This window comes from Campylobacter sp. CS_NA3 (assembly GCF_027797495.1).
Taxonomy (GTDB): Bacteria; Campylobacterota; Campylobacteria; order Campylobacterales; family Campylobacteraceae; genus Campylobacter_B.
This window is the reverse complement of sequence record NZ_CP115609.1, coordinates 206,430-224,587: the sequence shown is the minus strand read 5'-3', so window position 1 is coordinate 224,587 and position 18,158 is coordinate 206,430. Positions and strand designations below refer to the sequence as shown.

Below are 18,158 nucleotides of genomic sequence, written 5' to 3'. Positions count from 1 at the left end.
AAATTCAAACAAATTTAAAAAATTTGTTTGAATTTAATACCATTTTTTAGTTCTTCTTTTCCCAATTTAACGCACTTTGAACAATTTCTTCTAAATTATTATGTTTTGGCGTCCAATCAGTTTTAGCTTTTAATTTATCTGCATTTGAGATTAACCTTGCTGGATCGCCGTCCCTACGCGGTGCATTTTCAACCTTAAAATCAACCCCGCTTACTTTTTTAGCACACTCTATAACCTCTTTTACGCTAAAACCGGTGCCATAACCTACATTAAACACGCTACTATCGTTATTTTGCAAATATCTAAGCACCGACAAATGTGCCTGAGCCAAATCTTCCACATGGATATAATCCCTTACGCAAGTTCCGTCATTTGTCGGATAATCATCTCCAAAAATGCTCATTTTTTCGCGTTTTCCGACTATCGTTTGAGTTGCAACCTTGACTAAATGCGTTGCATTTGGATAGTTTTGTCCGATAAGTCCGTCGCTTGAAGCCCCTGCGACATTAAAATAACGCAAAATTCCGTATTTAAAATCCCTATTTGCCGCCCCAGCGTCTTTTAAAACCCACTCAGTCATTAGTTTGCTTCTACCATAAGGATTTATCGGATTTTGTGGGCTTTCTTCGCTAACTACGCCAGTTTCAGGCTCCCCATAAGTCGCCGCCGTCGAACTAAAAATGAAATTTTTCACGCCGTATTTTTGACAAAGTGCTATCAAATTTATCGCATTTGCCGTGTTGTTTAGGTAGTATTTTAAAGGATTACTCATGCTTTCAAAAACTTCGATAAACGCCGCAAAATGGATAATCGCGTCAAATTTATTAAATTTAAAAATTTCGTCCATTTTTGCTATATTTTCCAAATCCATTTGGATAAACTCAAACGCACCCACGCTTTTAAGAGCGTCAATCGCTTTTTGTGTCCCTTTGCAAAGATTATCAACTACGACTATGTCGTGTCCGCCTTCTTCCAAAAGTGCCTTTACGACATGGCTTCCGATATAACCTGCCCCACCTGTGATTAAAATTTTCATTTTTTGCTCCTTAAAATTAATTATTATACTACAATTCTTTTTTAAATCGAATAAAAACGGGAAATCTCGGTTTGCCGTTTTTTGTGAGATTTTGGAATTTATAGGTTAGAATTTGCCCGATTTTTGGCGGATTTGCTCGAATTTCATCGCCAAAACCTGACCCAAGTCTAAATTCCACGCCACTTTTTATATCACGGCACAAAAGCGAGCCCATTTTGCCTTTAAATTTGCCTTTGCCGTTATAAATTTGCAAAACTTCACACTCGCTGTCTAAAAACTTTTTAACTTTTAAAATTTTATCGCTTCGCCCGTTTATATATGGCGAATTTGGATCTCTAATAACCGCTCCTTCGCCACCCTTAGCCAAAACCGAATTTAAAAATTTTTTTACTTCTTTATGCGAATTTATGGGAATTTGCTCGATGATTTCAATATTTTTTACTTCATTTTTATTTAAAAATTCACGCAAATTTGCAAGGCGAGAAAACAAATTTCCTTTAACACTTGGCACATCAAAAATCAAAAATTTAACACTTTTCCACTCATCGCCTGGCTTACTATCAGCGACGATAGAGTATAAATTTTCAAAATCTTCTCGCTTCGTCCAAAGTTCTCCGTCAATCGCAAACGGCGGAAAATTTTCCGTCCAAAATTTTGGAGCGTTTATGATTTTTCCGTTTCGGCTACACAAATTTGCTCCGTCCCAAATGGCTCTAACCCCGTCAAATTTTTCGCTGATAACCCAGCCTGTGAGATTTTCATCGCCTTTGTAAATTTGTAATAGCATGGGATTTAAGTTTTTGCCAAAAAGTGCAGAATTTAAAAGTAAAATCAATAAAACAAGCTGTTTTATCACAAATCAAGCCTTTTTATCTCATCGTCAATAAATTTGCTAAAAACTGCTGTATAACTCATATTTTCGCACTTTTCGTTTAGAAATTTTTGCATATTTGCCAAATAATTCGCATAATCGCCAATTTGCAAATTTCCACGCAAAAGCTCGTATTTTAGGAAAAGCCAGTAGGTATTTAGCGTGTCGCTTTCGCAATACTCATCGATTTTTTCTTGCTTATTCGCATAATACAAATCTAACACTTGATCGCCGCTAACATCGTATTTTCCGGGCAGCCCCAAAGTCGCGCATAAATAATCTAGCTTCAAACCACTAACAGCCCTAAAATCGCTAATGTGATCAAGCAAATCCAAATGAAAACGCCCGTCATAGCGACTTCGGTAATTTTCCCATTTGTTTTTGTTTGTGATTTGGTCGTTTGTCTCAAAATAGGCATTAGCATCTAGATTATACTTCATCGCCCTAACCATAATCATCGGCAGGTCAAAGCCTCGTCCGTTGAAGCTTACAAGGCGAGGGTTGTGCGAATTTATAAATTTTAAAAACTCAGCGATTTTTTCCTTTTCGTTTTTGCCTTGCAGAGTCGAAACCCGCATAAAATTGCCAAATTTATCCGCCATAACGGCACTTATGCAGACCACTTTGTGAAAACAAACGGGCAAAAATTCGCTCCCTGTTTTTTCTTTTTGCAACGCTTGTGCCTTTTTGCTAAGCTTTAATGGATTTAAAATTTTTGTTTTATCGTCGCTATAAATTTTATTTTCGCCCCAAAATTTAATGTTTTTTTCACTATTTTGCCCTAAATCTGCGTTTTTATCAAATTCCAAATTTTTACCATCATTTACCACATTTGCTTCTAGTTCATCGCCAAAAAGATTATCTGTGTTTTCTTTTGGAATTTCTTCCCAGCACTCGCTAAATTCGTTCTTATCTAAAACTCTGCTAAGAGTTTCTACATCAGGGATAGTTTCACAATCAAAAACGCAAATATACTCGCTCATAAATCAGCCCTATCAAGCAATTTTATAAATCTACTTTTTATCCCACGCTAAAATGGTATTCCCGTTTTCATCTGTGGCGATGTCGCCCATGCCCATTATGTTATAACCGCAATCCACATAGTGAATCTCGCCCGTAACTGCGCTGGCAAAGTCGCTAAGCAAATATGCGCCAGATTTGCCGACTTCGAAAATATCCACATTTTTCTTTAACGGCGAATTTAGCTCGTTCCAACGCAAAATCATACGAAAATCGCCGATTCCACTAGCTGCGAGAGTTTTGATTGGACCTGCTGAAATCGCATTTACGCGAATTCCACGAACGCCTAAATCGTGTGCTAGGTATCTAACAGAGCTTTCAAGTGCTGCTTTTGCCACGCCCATGACATTGTAATGTGGCACAAATTTCACGCCGCCAAGGTAGCTAAGAGTCAAAATCGCTCCGCCGTCATTTAGCAAAGGTTCAACCGCATTTGTTAAAGCAATCAGCGAATAAACCGAAGTTTGCATGGCAATATTAAAAGCTTCTTTTGAAGTATCGATAAATTTGCCATCAAGTGCTTCTTTTGGTGCAAATGCCACAGCGTGAAGCACAAAATCAAATTTGCCAAAATCTTTTTCTAAACTCGTTCGCAAATTCGCCAAATGCTCGTCGTTGTTAATATCTAACTCGTAAATTTTATCGCTTCCAAGCTCATTTGCAATCGGCTCGACGCGCTTTTTAAGAGCGTCATTTAAAAATGTAAAAGCCAGCTCCGCTCCTTGCTCGTGGCAAATTTTCGCAATGCCATAAGCGATAGATTTATTATTTGCAACGCCGACGATTAGCCCTTTTTTACCTTTTAGTATCATTTTGCTTCCTTGATTAGATTTATGAAATTTTCTGCGCTCCAACTAGCAGTTCCCACTAAAACGCCGTCGCAACTTGGAATTTGCGAAATTTCGGCTATGTTTTTTAAATTTACGCTTCCCCCATATAGCAAAGGCGCCTTCGTTTTCGTGCGTAAAAAGCTTAGAATTTCATCTATGATTTCGCTAGTTGCGGTATTCCCCGTGCCAATCGCCCAGATTGGCTCATAAGCGATAACCAAATTTGCATAATCTAAATCGATTTTTGCCAGTTGCGAAGTTAAAAATTCCTTTGTTATGCCGTTTTTATAAATTTGCTCGTTTTCGCCGATACAAAAGATGATTATGTAGTCTTGCGATTTTGCAAATTCGAATTTTTTTGCGATTAGCTCGTCTGTTTCACCCAAAATTTCGCGTCTTTCGCTATGTCCGATTAAAACACAATTTATGCCAAATTCACCCAGCATTTCTTTGCCGATTTCGCCTGTAAAACTGCCTTTTTCGCACGGATAGAAATTTTGTGCGCCTTGCGTGAATTTGTGATTTTGCGAATTTAAAGCTACACTTGGCGGAAATACCACAATTTGGTGCTTTGATAAAATTTCATTGCTCAAATTCGCATTTAAAAATTCGCAATACTCGCCAAAACTAGCCCTTGTGTGATTGCACTTTAAATTTGCCGCGAAAATCATCTTATTCTTCCGTTGTTAAAACTTTTACGCCCGGAAGCTCTTTTCCTTCGATTAGCTCCAAACTTGCTCCACCGCCCGTTGAGATAAATGTCATCTCATCAGCGTCCCCTGCTCTTTGGGCGACATCGGCTGTATCGCCACCGCCAACGACCGTCGTAGCGTGGCTTTCGGCGATTGCGTGGCTTATCCTAAAACTGCCGCGCGCAAATTTATCGATTTCAAAAACACCCATAGGTCCGTTCCACCAAATAGTTTGAGCGTCTTCTAACGCTTCTTTAAAAAGTGCGACGGTTGCAGGACCGATGTCTAGCCCCATCCAACCGCTTGGAATTTCTTGCACGGTTACAAAACGCATAACTGCATCTTGCGAAGGACTTTGAGCTGCGATGACATCGACAGGGATATAAATTTTAACACCCAATTCCTTGCCCTTTCGCAAAATATTTTTTGCTTCTTCAATCAAATCTTCTTCTAAAAGCGAATTTCCTATATCGTATCCGACAGCCTTTAAAAATGTAAATGCCATACCGCCGCCGATGATGAGTTTATCGACTTTTGGTAGCAAATTTTTTAAAGCTTGAAGCTTTCCGCTTACCTTGCTACCGCCCGTTACAGCTACGAAAGGACGCGCAGGTCGCTTGATAAGATCTCTTGCAAACTGCACTTCCTTCATCAGCAAAAATCCTGCTGCTTTGTGTTCTTTATCAAAAAATCTAGTAATAGCTTCCACAGAAGAGTGCGCTCTGTGGCAAACGCCAAATGCGTCATTTATGTAAAAATCGGCAAATTCGGCAAGTTTTTTGGCTAATTCTTCATCATTTTTGGTTTCGCCTTTTTCAAATCGCAAGTTATCAAGCAACAAAACTTCGCCCTTTTCTAGCGAATTCACAGCCATTTTAGCGTCATATCCTGCTATGTCATTTACAAATTTAACTTCACGATCCAAAAATCTTGAAAGTCTTTTTGCCACAGGACGAAGTGAAAATTTCTCTTCAAAGCCGTTTTTTGGACGACCCAAATGACTAGCCAAAATCACGCTACAACCTTCGTCCAAGCAGTATTTTATCGTAGGAATCGACGAGCGAATTCGGCGATCGTCCGTGATATTTAAAAACTCGTCCATAGGCACATTAAAATCGCACCTAATAAAAACCTTATCCCCTGCTTTTAGCTTTAAATCTTTGATTGATAGAATTTCGCTCATCTTGCAATCCTTATTTTTTAGCTGCATACATTGCAAGGTCGATTAGTCGGTGGCTATAACCCCATTCATTATCATACCAGCTCATAACTTTTATCAAATTTCCACAAATTACTTGCGTTAAATCACTTGCAACTATGCTCGAATATGCGCTAGTGCAAAAATCAGTCGAAACTCTTTGATCATCATCAACAAGCAAAATGCCTTTCATAGCGCCATTTGCGTATTTTCTAAAAATTTCATTTAGCTCAGCAGCGGTTGTCTCTTTTTTGGTAACGACATTTAAATCAACCATAGAAACATTTGGCACAGGCACTCTCACGCTTTGTCCGTGCATTTTGCCTTTTAGTTGCGGAAGCACCAAATTTATGGCTTTTGCAGCACCTGTTGTTGTAGGGATTATATTACAAGCTGCTGCTCTACTTCTACGGAAATCACGGCATTTAACATCAACCAAGCTTTGTCCGTTTGTGTAAGCGTGGATTGTCGTCATCAAGCCTTTTTCTATGCCAAGTTCGTCATCAAGAACTTTTGCGATAGGCCCAAGGCAGTTTGTAGTGCAACTTGCATTTGAGATGATAGCCTGACCTGCGTAAGTTTCGTGATTTACGCCCATTACAAATGTCGGAGTGTCGTCTTTTGCAGGTGCGCTCATAACGACTTTTTTAATGCCGTTGTTTAAAAATGGTTGGCATTTTTCGGTTGTTAAAAAAGCTCCCGTGCATTCTAAAACAACTTGGGCACCTAGTCCAGCGTAATCAAGCTCATTTGCGTCTCTTGTGCTATAAACTCTGATTTTTTTGCCATCAACTGCGATAAAATCATCATCTATAACCTCAACTTTTTTATTAAATTCGCCATGCACGGTGTCGTATTGAAGTAAGTATCTTGTAACTTCCCGTTTAGCGGTATCGTTGATAGCGACAACTTCTATATCATCTCTATTTAGTGCGATTCTAGCCACACACCTGCCGATTCGTCCAAAGCCGTTTATTGCAACTTTTAGTGCCATATAATATCCTTTTAGGTATAATTCACGCAATTTTACTAAATTTGGAATTTAAATTAGGTTAAACGGGTAAAAAATATGAAAATAGCACTATTTGGCGGCAGTTTCGACCCGCCACACACCGGACACGAGAAAATAGTTCGCTCGATTTTAGCAAATTTAAATATCGATTTGCTTGTTATAATGCCGACATTTTTAAATCCGTTTAAAGAAAAATTTTCTGCACCGCCGAATTTAAGGCTAAAATGGGTAGAAAAACTTTGGGGAAATTTAGAAAAAGTGCAAATTTGCGATTTTGAAATTTTGCAAAATGAAAAAGTGCCAAGCATAAAAAGTGTAAATTTTTTGCTTTCAAAATATCCAAAAAGCGAAATTTATCTTATCATCGGAGCCGATAATTTGGCAAATTTAGACAAATGGCACAAATTTGACGAGCTTAAAAATTTGGTTAAATTTGTGGTTTTTGCTCGTGATGGCGTAAAAATTCCGAACCAAATTCACGGCGTAAATTTGCAAAAAATGGATTTAAATGTTAATATGTCGTCATCGTTTTTTAGGTCGAATTTGAAAGGCGAAATTCCAAATTTGATAAAAGATGAAGTTATAAAATTTTACGGAGATCAAAAAATGAGTGAAAATTCAGCAAAACAACGAGCCGAAAAAATCGCAGAAATTTTAAATGACAAAAAAGCCGAAAATGTCGAAATCATCGATATGAGCGAGAAAGATTATATCGCTAAATTTGTAGTCATCGCTACCACTTTGACAGGTCGCCATGGCTTAGCACTAATCGATGAGTTAAAAAGCGTTTTAAAACCTTTGGGCGAAGAGTTTTTGGCTATCGAAAGTAGCGATGAGTGGAGCGTTGTGGATTTGGGCGATATTATAATTCACTTAATGGACGAACGCTACCGCGCAAAATACAATATCGAAGAGTTTTTGGAAAAACTAAAAAGAAATGAATTTGCCTAAATTTAGGCAAATTTGGTTTTAAAATTATATTTATATTTGTTAAATTTGACGGGCAAGAACGCCCATTTTATGATACTTTTTTGTGGCTAATTATGAAAGTTTGATTGATAATGAAATAATTAATCTATATAATGAGTAATATTTGTGTTATTTTTGGTAGGCAAGGATGCCCACCCTACGATACTAATATTAGGCAAACTATTTTTTAAAATAGTAAAATTTACAATAAAAATAAGGAGTAAAATATGGAATTCTCAGAAAAATTGCGATTTTATCGCAAAGAAGCAGGATTAACGCAGCTAGAATTAGCTAATCGTTTAGGTGTAACGCAAGGACTTATCGTTCAATATGAGACAAAACAAGGGAGCGGAAAACAAGCAGTTCGCCCCAAAATAGATAAAATAATCGCTATTGCTAAAATTTTAAATATAAATCCGTCTGTTTTATTAGACAGCGAAAATACTTTACATAATCCAATCACTACCGCAGACAATGGATATAATCAATATCCTAAAATAAGGAGGCGGATTATGGTAGGAATTCAATTTAATGCGATAAATTTAAAAAAACATTTATCAAACAAGGGGATAGGCTATCAAACATTATCATATTTATTGGAACAATATGGAGAACCGACTTCTGTCCCTACGATTAAAAAATGGTTTGTAAAAACAAACCCTTTAACGCCAAATTTAAGAAAAATAAAGGCATTATCTGAAATATTAGAAATCCCAGCGGACGAGCTAATAGAACAAGATATGTTTGATATTCCAAATACTCCGACGGACATCGTAACAATACCAAAATTAAACATTTTAGCTGGTGCCGGTAGCGAGGGCGTATTTGATATAGAACTGCTTCAAAGCGATAAAAGCATAAGCGTTAGCCGTGAAATCATCGGCAAACTAAACCCTACGAATTTAAAGGTTGTTGAAATCGTAGGCGATAGTATGGAGCCTGAATTTTACGAGGGCGATTTGGCGATTATTGATATGGTAAATCATCGCTATGACTTCGTTAAAATAGCAGGTATTTATATCGTGCGAACGCAAGAAACGATTTATATAAAAAAGCTTGATTTCTTGCCGAAAGGTGGCGTAAAGCTAATTTCTATAAACAAAAGCTATGGCGATATTATTCTAAATAGCGATGATGATTTCGAAATTTTAGGCAAGGTCTGTGGTAGAATTCATATTTCAAAAGGGTTAGTTTTTAACAATCAAGGGATTTTCTAGGAGTATAAAAATGAAGCTAAATATCAATAGAGAGCTTTTAAAGAGTATTTTAAAAGAAAATAAAATCACATATTCAAAACTTGCCGAAATTTTTAATCAACACGGAATACCACTGGTTGAAACATCTATAAAGCTTTGGTTTAGAAAAACAAATCCAAACACCCCAGACTTACAAAAAATAGTCTTTTTAAGCAACTATTTTGAAATCCCTTTGGATAATTTACTAATAGACAGCCCAAAGTCGTTAGACGGATTTTCAAAAGTTGATATTTTTAAAATTCCGATAATAGGCGAAGCTAGTTGTGGGCTGCCAATTTCAAATGGTTGCCAAGAGAGCGGATTTACCTATGTCCCAAAAGATTTTTACGAAAAAGGTATGTATGCTATAAGGGCTAGTGGAGATAGTATGTCACCGGATATTGAAAATGGAGACATTGTTATTTGTAATCCAAATGCTCAAATTTTAAATGGCGATTTAGTGCATTATGAATTATTTGCAGAAAACGCCATTAAGGTTTTTATTAAAGATAAACAAGATAATACTCAATTTAAGCCATTAAACCATAGCCCGAATTTTATGACACTGACAATTTTAGCAAACGATAGAGATATGTTAGACAACCTAAAAATGGCAAAAGTGGTTAGGATTATAAAAGATATTGAAAATTCTAGGACTAGACGGCTAAGATTATTGGGAATTAATTAATGATAGATATTGTTTTATGGCATTGCTATATTTTTTTATTTTATGAATTATCGTATAATTTCTACAATTTTTAATAGGAGAATTTAAAATGAACTACAATTTTAATAAAAAACTACTAAAAAGAGTTATGAAAGAAAAAAAAATAAGTAGGGACCAATTAGCAACATTATTAACAGACGCTGGATTAGATATTTCGTTAAATGGGGTTAATTATTGGTTTAGAGATGAGAATAATAAGCCTGAGATAGAAAAAGCAAAGGCTATTTCAGAAATATTAGATATTCCTTTTGATAAGTTAGTTAGCCAAGATATTTTTATCACACAAAAAAGCGTAGATAACAATATAGATACATCCGAAATGAGGTGTATTATGGATAAAAAATTTAATTATATGTTTTTAAAAAGATTGCTAATTGCTAACGACTTAACATACGAAGGATTATTGGCTTTATTAAAAATAGAGGGCTGTAACCTAACAATAAACGCTATAAAATCTTGGTTTAGAAATGATGATAACCTAAGGGCAGTGCCTAATATAGATAAAATCGTGTGTCTTGCAAATATTTTTAATTGTTCTACTGATGATTTTTTTAACGATGTCCCTATAACAAAAAAACACATTATTTCTAAAAAAGGGAACTCGCCAACAACCGAAATAAGCGAAATTCAAAGCAATAATATAGCCACTAAACAAGACTATTTATTACATAAAAAGCAACCTGATACTATTTATGTCCCCTTTTTCAAAGACGGGTTAGCGAGTGCAAGAAAAGGCATTTTAAATTTCGACACAGGCGATTATGATTATATCCCTTTTAAAGAGAGTGATTTAAAGCTTATGTTTAATGTAAATCCAAAATCAAAACTAGGTATAATCCCTTGTGCCGGTAACTCAATGGAGCCGACCATTAAAGAGGGCGACTTAATCGTTTTCCAACAAGATTTTAGCCAAATCGAGGGAGCTATTTATGTGTGTCGCTATGATGATGAGTTATTCGTTAAACGCTTACGCAAACGACCAAAAATTGCTCTTATTTCAGACAATAAAGACTACGAACCTATCGAAATCAACGAAGCCGAAAACATAGATATTTTAGGCAGAGTTGTCGGCTGTTATAGTATAGTAAGCAAACAAATTTAAACTTGCTTTTATAACTTCAATGTTATAATTTACGAAATTCTAAGGTTTTTTTATGTGGGAAATTATATTTAGCGATGATAATTCAAAAGGCGAATTCTATGAGCTACCATCACATTTATTAGCTCGTGGTCTTATGCTTTTAGATGTCTTAAAAGAAAAAGGCAATAACGCAAAGGGTAAAATAACCGAACCTTTAAGGGACGGAATATTTGAAATTCGCATAAGGGCAGAGAGCGATATAGCAAGAAGTCTTTATGCTTACGAAATAGGCAAGAAAATTATAATCTTAACTAGCTTCGTAAAGAAAACACAGAAAACGCCAAACGATAAAATCGAATTAGCGTTAAAAAGGTTAAAGGAGTGGAAAGATGCGAATAGGAACTAAATCTTTAAAATTTGAAGATGTTAAAAAAGATATTTTGGAAAATAATGCAGAAGTCAAAAAGCTTTACGATGAGTTGCAAGATGAGTATAATCTTATAATCTCGCTTATAGATGCTAGACAAGAAGCAAATCTCACACAAGCACAACTTGCAGAGAAAATGGGCGTAAAACAATCAGCAGTTGCTAGGATTGAAAGCGGTAGTTTAAATTTGAAATACGGAACAATCGTTAATTACCTAAAAGCGTGTGGTAAAAAGATAGTAAATTTTAATGTCGCACCGATAAATACACCAGTAGCAAATTAAAGGATAATCAATAAAAAACTACTATCGCTAATTCTATTTACTGCGACACTATACGGAGCAGTTAATGAAATCAAAGCAAGATTTAAAAAATATAATTCTTATTTGTTAAGTAATGACATAATACAAATCCTTTAATTTAATCTTGCTTTGAATTTTAACTTTTTTATTTGATAATTTAAAGCTGTAAATTATTGACATGGTTTATTTTATGGTTTCAAATTTGGTTTTAAGATTATATTTATATTTGTTAAATTTTACGGGCAAGAACGCCCATCTTATGATACTTTTTGTGGCTAATTAGAGAAGTTTGATTGATAATGAAATAATTAATCTATATATAATGAGTAATATTTATATTATTTTTGGTGGGCAAGGATGCCCACCCTACGATACTAAATTTTATCTAGCATTGATAATCATTTTGTTTTGATTTGTCTAGCTTTGCTTGTATAAACTTTAAACGATTAAATTCTTGCAATATTACTTCCGGTTTATCTAAATTTTTTTCCATAAATCTATCTAATATTATCCAAGGTGCCAATCCAGCATATGGACTGCGAATAGGTTGTTTCGGAGTTTTTTCTTTTTTCCAAGCTTCTATTATTCTTAATGTTCTCAATGTTTCAATATACCCATCGCGAGATAATTCTTTTATGGGTATCCCAAAGTCATTTAACCGCTCCAACTGCTTTTTGCGAACCAATTCTCTATCTCGCTGCCGTTTCGCTTTGTCGTAGTCATTCAAAGTAACTGGTATTACTATCATTAATATAAATAGTATTTCTAAGATATTCCATAGCGTCATCGCAATTCCCATTTTATTTTATTAGAATTGTAACTTATTTATCATAACAAATTTTTAATATCAATCACCAAGTATCGTATGGTAGGCGTCCTTGCCCACCAAATTTTTTGCATTTATTAAATTTATCATTTTTAATCATTTGATTAACCAAATTCGTCTGTCCGAGTTCGCGTGACGAAAAAGCTAGGCTGGTTTGATTTTACAAACCAATTTCTTTTGCAATCTTCTCTCGCAGGTCAAGAATTTCATCTCGTTTGATAACAAAACTATTTCGATTTGCGATTAAGTGCGCTGAGCTTTCCATTATCGTCTCGGCGACTTTTAATCCGTTTTGTTTTAGTGTTGTGCCGGTTTCGACATTATCGACGATAGCGTCCGCTAGACCGATTAAAGGCGCAAGTTCAATCGAGCCGTAAAGTTTGATAATGCTTACCGCAATCGCCTTTTGAGCGAAATACTCCCTTGCGATATTTGGCATTTTCGTTGCGATTTTTATGCCGGGCACCCCGTAATTTAGCTCAGTTTCGTTTTTAATACCAACGCAAACCTTGCATTTTCCGATTTTTAAATCAAGCAGTCTTAGCACATCCGGGCGGTGTTCTTCAAGCACATCAAGCCCCACCACGCCGATGTCAGCAGCCCCTCCGACGACATAAGTCGGTATATCTTGGTTTCGCACATAAAGGAATTTAAAATTTCCTTCGCTCATTATGAGTTTTCTATCTTCAAATTTAAAATCAAGTCCAAAAATTTTTCTAAAAATCGCCAAAGTATCATCAGCAATGCGACCTTTTGGAAGTGCAACGGTTATCATTTTATATCCTTTTGTTTTAGCAAATTTAGCATTGAACGGAAAATCAAATTTCTATCGTAAATCGAATTTGAAAAAAACTGCGACAAATAATGCCCGTCTCCGCCCGTAAAATAAATTTTTTTATCTTTTGAAAAATCTTTAATAAGCAAAATCACACTTTTAATAAGCCCATAACTCACCGCATCGACCGTGCGATTTGGCAGTTTTTCTAAATCAATCTGCGTATTTAGCACGACATTTAGGCGTGGCGAAATCTCGGCGTATGAATTTAAAAATGTGTAAATTCCGGGCATTATAACGCCGCCTTTGTGGCGTGAATTTTCCATTAAATCAAGCGTTATAGCCGTTCCTGCATCGACGATGACGCCGTCTTTGATCTCGGTGCATGCTGCGACCCTATCGATACCGAGCCCTTTATATTCGGTATCTAGCTCGTAAAACGGCTCTAAGTCAAAAAAATTTTCGTTTTTTTCAAGTTTTTCTTTAAATTTGGCATTTACGCTTATAAAATAAATTCGCTCGCTTGGTTCGTAGCTTTCAAACTGCGAATTTTCCATATATCTAACAACGCCGTCTTTATAAAATTTAGCCGTAGTATTGCCTATATCACACAAAGTCATAAAATATAAATTCGCTTTCTTCTAAGATTTTTTTAGATTTACTGCACATTTGCGAGTTGTAAAATAAAACTCTTTTTTTGACGATTTTACCTAGCTTTTCCTGCACGATTTTATCTAAACTTAAAAGCTCGTTTGCGTCTTTGCTTATAAATCTGCTTTTTGCATTTCGCACGAAAACCAAAGTAAAAAAGCCGTCCAAATCTATGCCAAAATAAATTTCATACGAGCGTTTTTTGCTAAATTCTTTGGTATCTAGCGTTTTGAAATTTTTTAAAAGGAGCTTTTTTGAACGCAAAAGCTCCGAAATTTGTTTTTGCATTTTAGTTAAAACTTAAAAATTTATCGTCGTGATAAAATGCGTGAGAATTTACAAAAGTTTTCTCGTCAATCTCGTCATTTAACTCAAAAATTTGCTCGTTTTCTAAATTTAAATCCGTTTTAATCAAATATCCGGTTTTCTCAACGATATTTAGCGAATTTCCTGCGATTCCGGCACCTGCAAACAGGGCAAATGTGAATTTTTTAGATTTTATTTTGTTTAAATTTAAATCTAGCATATCAACCACGCCGTCTTTTAAAAATGCGTAAATTCTGTCATTTCCAAAAAGCACGGAGCGAATTTCGCCACTATAAGATTTATTTCCCATAGGAGAGATTAGCATGATTTTTGAAGCCGTTGTTGCATACATATTATCGCCCAAAACTTTTAAGTCAATAGCGTTGTTAAAAAACGGCTGATCGCTTATAACCATATCTCGTATAATACGGCCGTTGTATCTATCTGCTATAACCAAAAGCCCATCAAGGCTAGGATAGACGACAAGTTGCTCGACAAAAACAGGCGAAGCAACCCTAGAATCAACTGCATAAGCTTGTCTTAGTTTTTGGTTCATTACAACCGAATTTGATGAAATTTTGATTAGATAAATTGTATTATTTGAGCCTACAACAGCCAAATCATCGCCGTTTATAGCTGCACTTAAAGCCTGTGTATCGATATATGTATCAAGTAATAAATTTCCGCTTTCATCGCTAACTTTTAACGCGCCTTTTTCGTTTGTACTTACAAATTTGCCTTCAAATTCGCCTAAAAATTTCTCATTTTTTGCTAGTTTAAAATTTGAATTTACGCCCATTTTAGAGACAACATTACCGTTAGCAAGTGTTGCACCATTGTAATTTGAAGCGATGATTTTTGAAGGCAGGTTTCCTTCAAAACTAACTTTTCCTGCGACATTTTCATCAAACGGCTCGAAATATTGCCTTTTTGTCGAACAACCTGCAAAAAAAACTGAAACCAAAATTGTTAAAATAAGTGCATATTTTTTCATTTTTTTATCCATTATAGTGTTTTAAATTTACAACCATTTGTTTAAACGGCGAATCGGCAGGAATTTTATTAAATTCAACTTCGGCAGCATCAAATTTACCGCTTTTTAAAAGCTCATATCCGTTGATGAAACTGTTATAATCTTCTAGCAAAGCACCTTGTTTGCCGTTTTGCAAATTTATAATCTCTTTTAAAAGCGGATCTATATTAGAATTTGCCAACTCATCAAGTTTTGCGTTATCGCCGTTTTTAAGCGAATTTTTTAGCTCAAAAACTGCATATAAATTTAAATCTTTTGATTTTAACTCATCTTTTTTTGCATTGTCATTTGGATTTTTCAAAAGTTCGTTATAAAGTGCATTTGCGCTGTCAATGCGTTTGTTTTCAAAAAACAAATTTCCATAATATCCCACAAACCCTAAAACTAAAATTGCAACAAGTCCCAGCAAAGGTTTTTTGTATTTTTTAATGAAAAGTTCGCTTTTGATGATACTTTCCAAAAACTGCTCTTCTGTGCCTATTTCTTGTTTGATACCTGCAATATCGTCCTTTAAAGCCAATTTTGTATCCTTTTTTAAAAATTAAATTTCGCATAATTGTAGCATAAAATATTTAAAAGCGACTAATATCAAGATAAATTATGATATAATGTCTCGTTTTATTTATCAAAAAAAGGAAATCAATGATAATTGACGATGTCATTTTAAACAAACTTGAAAAACTAAGCGCTTTAAAAATTCCTGAAAACAAGCGTGATGAGATTAAAAATCAACTAAATAATATCGTGGATTTCGTCGAAATTTTAAATGAGTTAAATTTGGACGATACTCAGGTGGCTATCACCACTTTAAAGGGCGGGACGCCGTTTAGAGAAGATGTGCCTAGCAAAAGCGATGTGATTGATACGATTATCAAACACGCACCGGACAGCGACGGAAGCTATTTTGTCGTCCCTAAAATCATAGAATAAGGAAGGTTTTTATGGAAGAGAATCAAAAAAAATTAATTGACATCGAAACGATGTTAAAAACCGTTGTTTTTAACAAAGCTTCGGATTTACACCTAGTTTCAAGAAGTGCTCCGCAAATTCGCATTGACGGAACTTTGCGTCCTTTGGCAATGGATCCGCTAACAGGAACAGATATTGAGTATATCTGCTATGCGTTAATCACCGATGCGCAAAAAAGCGAACTTGAAGAAAACAAAGAGCTTGACTTTGCAATCGAGTTACCAAATATCGGACGCTTTCGGGGCAACTACTACTATACGATGAACGGCGATTTGGCTGCTGCGTTTCGTATTATTCCTATCGATATTCCTAGTCTTGATGATTTAAGAGCACCAAATATTTTTAAAGAAGTCGTCAAACGCGAAAAAGGTATGATACTTGTTACCGGTCCGACAGGTAGCGGTAAATCAACAACCCTAGCAGCTATGCTAAATGAAATCAACGAAAAAGAGCGAAAACACATTATCACGGTTGAAGACCCTGTGGAGTTCGTGCATCAAAATAAAAAATCTCTATTTTCTCACAGAAACATAGGAACAGATACACACTCTTATGCACAAGCTTTGAAATTCTCACTTCGTGAAGACCCTGATATTATCCTAGTCGGTGAGATGCGGGATCGTGAAACCATTTCTATTGCCATTACTGCGGCTGAAACAGGACACTTGGTTTTTGGAACACTTCACACAAACTCAGCGATCCAAACAATCAACCGTATCATCGATAGCTTTGACGGCGGCGAACAACTTCAAGTTAGAAACATGCTTTCAGTTTCGCTAACTGCGGTTATTTCGCAATCTTTGCTTCCAAAGCTTGGCGGTGGTCGTATCGCGATACATGAAATTTTGATAAACAACAACGCCGTTGCAAACCTAATCCGCGAAAACAAAGTTCATCAAATTTACTCACAAATGCAACTTAACCAACAACAAACTGGTATGGTTACGCAAACACAAGCGATGGTAAAAGCGATTCGCTCAAATTTCATATCAAAAGAAAATGCTCTTAGATATTCAACAAATTTACAAGAGCTAATCGGTATAGTAGGTGAGTGATGCTTGAAGGTATAAATTGGTTTGATGCTGTTGTTATCGCTTTGATTGTGCTTTTTGGTTTGCGCGGTCTTGCAAACGGCATTATAAAAGAAATTTTTGGAATTTTAGGGCTTATCGGCGGTCTTATTTTGGCAGTTCGATATAAGGCTATGGCAGGGGCTTGGATTAGTGAAAAAATTTACAACCTAAAATCTGCAACTAGTGTTTTAAGTGGCGATTCTACCGAACTTTTAGCTGGATTTTTGGCTATTTTATTTGGAACTTGGATTATTTGTCTGATTTTAGGCGAGATAATTTCAAAATTCTTTAAATGGAGCGGTTTAGGTTTTGTTGATAAACTTGGCGGTTTTATTTTTAGCTCGGCTAAAATTTTCTTAATCTTTGCCGTAGTTGCCACGATGATAAAAGGTTCTGCTTTATTAAACGAACAAACAAAGGGATTTTTTAGCACAAGTGCAGTTTATCCGCATTTAGTAAATGTCGGCGACTGGATAATGCAAATGAAAGATGACCCAAGCGTAAAAGAAAATATAAACGCCGTGCAAGAGACAATAAATGAAGCTATAAGCGAACCTGAATACAAAATTTCTGATACAAACAGCAGTCTAAATTTAGACTCAAATTTAAGTAATGAATTAAATTTAAACGATATAAATCAAACGCAAGGAAACGAAATATGAAAACAAATATTCAAAATTTAAATTTCAACCAGATAATGGACGAATTTAAAAAAGCTCTTAGAGAAAACGGGCTTAAATACACAAAGCAACGAGAAGTTTTGCTTGAAATTCTTTACAACAGCGATCTTCACTTCACACCAGAAGCCCTACACGCCGAAGTAAAAGCAAAATATCCAAAGCTAAATGTCGGCATAGCAACTGTTTATAGAACACTAAATTTGCTTGAAGATTCAGGTATGGCGACTTCGATCTCTTTTGGCGCACAAGGCAAAAAATTTGAACTTGCTCACAGAGATCACCACGATCACCTTATATGCAAAAACTGCAATAAAATCGTTGAATTTGAAGATCACAGCATAGAAAAAAAACAGGTAAATATAGCAAAAGCCAACGGCTTTACTCTCACTGGACATCTTATGCAACTTTACGGAATTTGCAACGATTGTGCTAAAAAAAGGAAATAA

Annotated in this window: 23 protein-coding genes; 10 read left to right on the top strand and 13 right to left on the bottom strand. The window is 35.6% G+C overall.

Going from position 1 to position 18,158, the window contains the following annotated elements:
* Positions 1-46: 46 nt before the first annotated feature.
* The 7 genes from galE to gap are packed head-to-tail and all read right to left on the bottom strand — an operon-like array spanning position 47 to position 6,641.
* On the bottom strand, positions 47-1,036 hold the full coding sequence (gene galE / locus PF026_RS01195) for a UDP-glucose 4-epimerase GalE (RefSeq protein ID WP_270870372.1): 990 nt from the start codon (positions 1,034-1,036) through the stop codon (positions 47-49).
* Positions 1,037-1,064: 28 nt separating this feature from the next.
* Entirely contained in the window at positions 1,065-1,892 is an 828-nt protein-coding gene (locus PF026_RS01190; protein WP_270870373.1) for a DNA ligase, read from the bottom strand.
* On the bottom strand, positions 1,889-2,890 hold the full coding sequence (locus tag PF026_RS01185) for a 3'-5' exonuclease (RefSeq protein ID WP_270863198.1): 1,002 nt from the start codon (positions 2,888-2,890) through the stop codon (positions 1,889-1,891). The genes PF026_RS01190 and PF026_RS01185 overlap by 4 nt, the downstream gene beginning before the upstream one ends.
* 30 nt (positions 2,891-2,920) lie before the next feature.
* The gene (gene fabI, locus PF026_RS01180) at positions 2,921-3,739 is read right to left on the bottom strand and encodes an enoyl-ACP reductase FabI (RefSeq protein WP_270863197.1); all 819 of its coding nucleotides are present in this window, start codon (positions 3,737-3,739) and stop codon (positions 2,921-2,923) included.
* The gene (locus PF026_RS01175; protein ID WP_270863196.1) at positions 3,736-4,428 is read right to left on the bottom strand and encodes a triose-phosphate isomerase; all 693 of its coding nucleotides are present in this window, start codon (positions 4,426-4,428) and stop codon (positions 3,736-3,738) included. Before PF026_RS01175 ends, fabI begins: the two co-directional genes overlap by 4 nt.
* Position 4,429: 1 nt before the next feature.
* Positions 4,430-5,632 carry a phosphoglycerate kinase gene (locus tag PF026_RS01170; protein ID WP_270860121.1) on the bottom strand — a complete coding sequence of 401 codons (1,203 nt, stop codon included), beginning with the start codon at positions 5,630-5,632 and terminating at the stop codon, positions 4,430-4,432.
* Positions 5,633-5,642: 10 nt separating this feature from the next.
* Positions 5,643-6,641: a type I glyceraldehyde-3-phosphate dehydrogenase gene (gap, locus tag PF026_RS01165; RefSeq protein WP_270863195.1), complete on the bottom strand. Its 999-nt coding sequence runs from the start codon at positions 6,639-6,641 to the stop codon at positions 5,643-5,645.
* A gap of 75 nt (positions 6,642-6,716) precedes the next feature.
* On the opposite strand from gap, the gene nadD reads away from it, so the two are divergent.
* From nadD to PF026_RS01135, 6 genes are all read left to right on the top strand, one after another.
* Complete coding sequence (nadD, locus tag PF026_RS01160; RefSeq protein ID WP_270863194.1) at positions 6,717-7,610, top strand: nicotinate (nicotinamide) nucleotide adenylyltransferase; 894 nt, start codon at positions 6,717-6,719, stop codon at positions 7,608-7,610.
* A 245-nt stretch (positions 7,611-7,855) separates the two neighbouring features.
* Positions 7,856-8,845 (top strand): XRE family transcriptional regulator, encoded by a 990-nt coding sequence (locus PF026_RS01155; RefSeq protein ID WP_270863193.1) that lies wholly within the window; start codon positions 7,856-7,858, stop codon positions 8,843-8,845.
* 10 nt (positions 8,846-8,855) lie between these two features.
* The gene (locus PF026_RS01150) at positions 8,856-9,551 is read left to right on the top strand and encodes a S24 family peptidase (RefSeq protein ID WP_270863192.1); all 696 of its coding nucleotides are present in this window, start codon (positions 8,856-8,858) and stop codon (positions 9,549-9,551) included.
* An 88-nt stretch (positions 9,552-9,639) separates the two neighbouring features.
* The gene (locus PF026_RS01145; RefSeq protein WP_270863191.1) at positions 9,640-10,692 is read left to right on the top strand and encodes a LexA family transcriptional regulator; all 1,053 of its coding nucleotides are present in this window, start codon (positions 9,640-9,642) and stop codon (positions 10,690-10,692) included.
* A gap of 52 nt (positions 10,693-10,744) precedes the next feature.
* The gene (locus PF026_RS01140) at positions 10,745-11,077 is read left to right on the top strand and encodes a type II toxin-antitoxin system RelE/ParE family toxin (protein ID WP_270863190.1); all 333 of its coding nucleotides are present in this window, start codon (positions 10,745-10,747) and stop codon (positions 11,075-11,077) included.
* Entirely contained in the window at positions 11,061-11,381 is a 321-nt protein-coding gene (locus PF026_RS01135; RefSeq protein ID WP_270863189.1) for a helix-turn-helix domain-containing protein, read from the top strand. The genes PF026_RS01140 and PF026_RS01135 overlap by 17 nt, the downstream gene beginning before the upstream one ends.
* A 403-nt stretch (positions 11,382-11,784) precedes the next feature.
* On the opposite strand, the gene PF026_RS01130 is transcribed toward PF026_RS01135, so the two are convergent.
* The 6 genes from PF026_RS01130 to PF026_RS01105 form a co-directional block, all read right to left on the bottom strand.
* Positions 11,785-12,186: a hypothetical protein gene (locus PF026_RS01130; RefSeq protein ID WP_270863188.1), complete on the bottom strand. Its 402-nt coding sequence runs from the start codon at positions 12,184-12,186 to the stop codon at positions 11,785-11,787.
* A gap of 199 nt (positions 12,187-12,385) precedes the next feature.
* Positions 12,386-13,000, bottom strand: a complete 615-nt coding sequence (gene hisG, locus PF026_RS01125; RefSeq protein ID WP_270863187.1) for an ATP phosphoribosyltransferase — start codon at positions 12,998-13,000, stop codon at positions 12,386-12,388.
* Positions 12,997-13,620, bottom strand: coding sequence for a type III pantothenate kinase (locus PF026_RS01120; protein WP_270863186.1), 624 nt, complete (start codon positions 13,618-13,620; stop codon positions 12,997-12,999). The genes hisG and PF026_RS01120 overlap by 4 nt, the downstream gene beginning before the upstream one ends.
* The gene (locus PF026_RS01115) at positions 13,607-13,939 is read right to left on the bottom strand and encodes a hypothetical protein (RefSeq protein WP_270863185.1); all 333 of its coding nucleotides are present in this window, start codon (positions 13,937-13,939) and stop codon (positions 13,607-13,609) included. Before PF026_RS01115 ends, PF026_RS01120 begins: the two co-directional genes overlap by 14 nt.
* Position 13,940: 1 nt before the next feature.
* Positions 13,941-14,951 carry an L-seryl-tRNA selenium transferase gene (locus tag PF026_RS01110; protein ID WP_270863184.1) on the bottom strand — a complete coding sequence of 337 codons (1,011 nt, stop codon included), beginning with the start codon at positions 14,949-14,951 and terminating at the stop codon, positions 13,941-13,943.
* A 4-nt stretch (positions 14,952-14,955) separates the two neighbouring features.
* Positions 14,956-15,510 carry a hypothetical protein gene (locus PF026_RS01105; protein WP_270863183.1) on the bottom strand — a complete coding sequence of 185 codons (555 nt, stop codon included), beginning with the start codon at positions 15,508-15,510 and terminating at the stop codon, positions 14,956-14,958.
* A gap of 122 nt (positions 15,511-15,632) precedes the next feature.
* Between PF026_RS01105 and gatC the strand changes: the two genes are divergently transcribed.
* Genes gatC through PF026_RS01085 form a run of 4 tightly spaced genes read left to right on the top strand, consistent with a single transcriptional unit; the run spans position 15,633 to position 18,158 of the window.
* Positions 15,633-15,920 carry an Asp-tRNA(Asn)/Glu-tRNA(Gln) amidotransferase subunit GatC gene (gene gatC, locus PF026_RS01100; protein ID WP_270860130.1) on the top strand — a complete coding sequence of 96 codons (288 nt, stop codon included), beginning with the start codon at positions 15,633-15,635 and terminating at the stop codon, positions 15,918-15,920.
* 11 nt (positions 15,921-15,931) lie between these two features.
* On the top strand, positions 15,932-17,014 hold the full coding sequence (locus PF026_RS01095; RefSeq protein WP_270860131.1) for a type IV pilus twitching motility protein PilT: 1,083 nt from the start codon (positions 15,932-15,934) through the stop codon (positions 17,012-17,014).
* Positions 17,014-17,694 carry a CvpA family protein gene (locus PF026_RS01090; protein ID WP_270863182.1) on the top strand — a complete coding sequence of 227 codons (681 nt, stop codon included), beginning with the start codon at positions 17,014-17,016 and terminating at the stop codon, positions 17,692-17,694. The genes PF026_RS01095 and PF026_RS01090 overlap by 1 nt, the downstream gene beginning before the upstream one ends.
* The gene (locus PF026_RS01085) at positions 17,691-18,158 is read left to right on the top strand and encodes a Fur family transcriptional regulator (RefSeq protein WP_270863181.1); all 468 of its coding nucleotides are present in this window, start codon (positions 17,691-17,693) and stop codon (positions 18,156-18,158) included. Before PF026_RS01090 ends, PF026_RS01085 begins: the two co-directional genes overlap by 4 nt.

Excerpts from the sequence above, each read along its gene's own strand:
- galE (WP_270870372.1), bottom strand. The coding sequence starts at position 1,036 with ATGAAAATTTTAATCACAGGTGGGGCAGGTTATATCGGAAGCCATGTC.
- PF026_RS01185 (WP_270863198.1), bottom strand. The coding sequence starts at position 2,890 with ATGAGCGAGTATATTTGCGTTTTTGATTGTGAAACTATCCCTGATGTA.
- fabI (WP_270863197.1), bottom strand. The coding sequence starts at position 3,739 with ATGATACTAAAAGGTAAAAAAGGGCTAATCGTCGGCGTTGCAAATAAT.
- PF026_RS01175 (WP_270863196.1), bottom strand. The coding sequence starts at position 4,428 with ATGATTTTCGCGGCAAATTTAAAGTGCAATCACACAAGGGCTAGTTTT.
- PF026_RS01170 (WP_270860121.1), bottom strand. The coding sequence starts at position 5,632 with ATGAGCGAAATTCTATCAATCAAAGATTTAAAGCTAAAAGCAGGGGAT.
- gap (WP_270863195.1), bottom strand. The coding sequence starts at position 6,641 with ATGGCACTAAAAGTTGCAATAAACGGCTTTGGACGAATCGGCAGGTGT.
- nadD (WP_270863194.1), top strand. The coding sequence starts at position 6,717 with ATGAAAATAGCACTATTTGGCGGCAGTTTCGACCCGCCACACACCGGA.
- PF026_RS01155 (WP_270863193.1), top strand. The coding sequence starts at position 7,856 with ATGGAATTCTCAGAAAAATTGCGATTTTATCGCAAAGAAGCAGGATTA.
- PF026_RS01150 (WP_270863192.1), top strand. The coding sequence starts at position 8,856 with ATGAAGCTAAATATCAATAGAGAGCTTTTAAAGAGTATTTTAAAAGAA.
- PF026_RS01145 (WP_270863191.1), top strand. The coding sequence starts at position 9,640 with ATGAACTACAATTTTAATAAAAAACTACTAAAAAGAGTTATGAAAGAA.
- PF026_RS01140 (WP_270863190.1), top strand. The coding sequence starts at position 10,745 with ATGTGGGAAATTATATTTAGCGATGATAATTCAAAAGGCGAATTCTAT.
- PF026_RS01135 (WP_270863189.1), top strand. The coding sequence starts at position 11,061 with ATGCGAATAGGAACTAAATCTTTAAAATTTGAAGATGTTAAAAAAGAT.
- PF026_RS01130 (WP_270863188.1), bottom strand. The coding sequence starts at position 12,186 with ATGACGCTATGGAATATCTTAGAAATACTATTTATATTAATGATAGTA.
- hisG (WP_270863187.1), bottom strand. The coding sequence starts at position 13,000 with ATGATAACCGTTGCACTTCCAAAAGGTCGCATTGCTGATGATACTTTG.
- PF026_RS01120 (WP_270863186.1), bottom strand. The coding sequence starts at position 13,620 with ATGACTTTGTGTGATATAGGCAATACTACGGCTAAATTTTATAAAGAC.
- PF026_RS01115 (WP_270863185.1), bottom strand. The coding sequence starts at position 13,939 with ATGCAAAAACAAATTTCGGAGCTTTTGCGTTCAAAAAAGCTCCTTTTA.
- PF026_RS01110 (WP_270863184.1), bottom strand. The coding sequence starts at position 14,951 with ATGAAAAAATATGCACTTATTTTAACAATTTTGGTTTCAGTTTTTTTT.
- gatC (WP_270860130.1), top strand. The coding sequence starts at position 15,633 with ATGATAATTGACGATGTCATTTTAAACAAACTTGAAAAACTAAGCGCT.
- PF026_RS01095 (WP_270860131.1), top strand. The coding sequence starts at position 15,932 with ATGGAAGAGAATCAAAAAAAATTAATTGACATCGAAACGATGTTAAAA.
- PF026_RS01090 (WP_270863182.1), top strand. The coding sequence starts at position 17,014 with ATGCTTGAAGGTATAAATTGGTTTGATGCTGTTGTTATCGCTTTGATT.
- PF026_RS01085 (WP_270863181.1), top strand. The coding sequence starts at position 17,691 with ATGAAAACAAATATTCAAAATTTAAATTTCAACCAGATAATGGACGAA.